At 57.8% G+C, this 1,871-nt stretch carries 3 protein-coding genes; 1 reads left to right on the top strand and 2 read right to left on the bottom strand.

Annotation, left to right across the window (positions count from 1 at the left end):
* Positions 1-242, bottom strand: a 242-nt coding sequence (locus AC1DUU_RS30975; protein WP_476787136.1) for a hypothetical protein, incomplete at its 3' end; no start/stop codon positions are given.
* A 95-nt stretch (positions 243-337) separates the two neighbouring features.
* Here AC1DUU_RS30975 and AC1DUU_RS30970 point away from each other — a divergent pair.
* On the top strand, positions 338-1,012 hold the full coding sequence (locus AC1DUU_RS30970) for an outer membrane protein (protein ID WP_476787135.1): 675 nt from the start codon (positions 338-340) through the stop codon (positions 1,010-1,012).
* A gap of 592 nt (positions 1,013-1,604) precedes the next feature.
* On the opposite strand, the gene AC1DUU_RS30965 is transcribed toward AC1DUU_RS30970, so the two are convergent.
* On the bottom strand, positions 1,605-1,871 hold a 267-nt coding region (locus AC1DUU_RS30965; RefSeq protein ID WP_476787134.1), incomplete at its 5' end, for a hypothetical protein.

The raw sequence follows: 1,871 nt of genomic DNA, 5'->3' as shown, positions 1-1,871 counted from the left end.
TCCCGAAGCGGCGTAAACCCGCTGATGTTCAAACGCCGCAAGCCGACAAATTTGAGTCGAGCAGGGCAGGGGTTTAGGTCAGCTTCCCACCAAATGTAGACGCCCTGCGCCGGCAATATGATCGCCCCGCTGCCGGAAGGTAGCGGGGCTTTTTGTCGTTTCAGCCGCACCATGGCCGCTTGACCTTCGGCCGCCAGATAATCGAGTGGCCTTCGCCGGCCGCCACGGCTGCGGCATTCCATTCCACTCTGTTGTAACCATGTGACAGTACTTTTTAGCAAGTGCTGATATTTATGGTCAGTAAGGCGGGGGCCTGAAATCAGGATGGAATGAACTGATGAGAGTTTACCCCTTTGTATTCCTGGCAGGATTGGCCAGCACGAGCGCCTACGCAGCCGATGCGGTGATTGAAGAACCACCAGTACCGGTGGCTGTGGTCCAAGAAGCCCCAATTTTTAGCTGGACCGGCGGCTACCTCGGTATTCAGGGTGGGGGCCTGTGGTCCAACAGTAGCGTCAATGGACCCGACACTGGTATATTCGACGACAGCTTCAACGGCGGCCTCTTTGGTGCCTATGCCGGCTACAACTGGCAGTTCGGCGCATGGGTGCTCGGTGTCGAAGGCGACATTAACGGAGTCTGGAACGACGAGACCGTCACCATCAACACACGGTTCGGTAACCGGGATGTTGATATCGGCAGCAGCTACCTGGCCTCGATACGGGCCCGTGCCGGATATGCGTTCGACCGTACCCTTGTTTTTGCCACCGGTGGCGTAGCCTTTACTCAGTTTTCTGCCGAAGCGGGCGCCTGGGATAACGACGTCCTCGATACCGACAAATCTCTGACCGGCTGGACGATCGGATTGGGCGCGGAATACGCGTTTACCAACAACTGGATTGGCCGCCTRGAATATCGTTACTACGACTTCAGTGACAGCGAGTTCGACAACTTCGGCGACGTTAGCCTCGACACCAACACACTCACRGTCGGTGTCGCCTACAAGTTCTAATGCCACAGGGTTCGCCTTCAATAGCGGGAACTTGATTTGGGCGCACGACGTTTGATCGAGCGGAGCCCAATGGGCGCAGTCCTCAGCTACGCCCGGAGATTRCCTTCCCGCGAGGGTGATCTCCGCACTCCGTGAGCGTGTTTTTTCCATCCRACACGCTCTAGCATGGGCCTGTCGGCCTCGCGCCGGCRGGCCTWCTATTTTTWATGCACCRGTGGCAGTATCGCTCGCGCGCGGCACTGTTGTCTGGTGGCACGGGCCAGAGCTGAGCAGGAACGGCCTGTCGAACCTGAATTCGGCAGGCCGTTTCGCTGTTACGGAACAAGCAGTTTGACCACCGTCGCGTGCCTTAGCTTCTCTTCGCCCTTTAGGTGCTTGGCCATGACGCGCAAAACCGGCTGGACTGGAATCGCGCTTTTGTTGGCGTCACTAGCGCGGCGAACTTGGCATCTTGCAGGTAGTCGACCAGTGTCGGGATGCAGGATGGGTGAACGGTGACGGCTGCTCTGTGTCGGTGACTTCCCGTCGCGATCCAGCGATGGCGCTGGCCTGACGATCCTCGATCATATTGGCACGTCGGACTACGGCAACATCAATGAATGCTTGGTTGGTTGTCATCCAGAAATTGCGTCAAAAAAGTACCTATGTCTTGGAGGAGTGCTAACGATGGCGGCCGACGTTTAGGTCGTTGCCGATCCTGGTTCGCGCCACCGAGAACCGGGACGATTAAGAAGGCCGCGAACCGGCGCCGACCCTCCGTCGTGACAACAAATCTGAGGTTGGGGAAACTGGATTCCAGCGCCTCGCGGATTTCCTGTTGCTTCCTGGGAACGTCGAATAGGTGGCCGTCGGGCGGTAC

The sequence above is a fragment of the Aminobacter sp. P4_H6_2 genome, from assembly GCF_056400805.1.
Note: the sequence above shows the minus strand (reverse complement) of the source record. Positions and strands in the feature narration are given on the sequence as shown.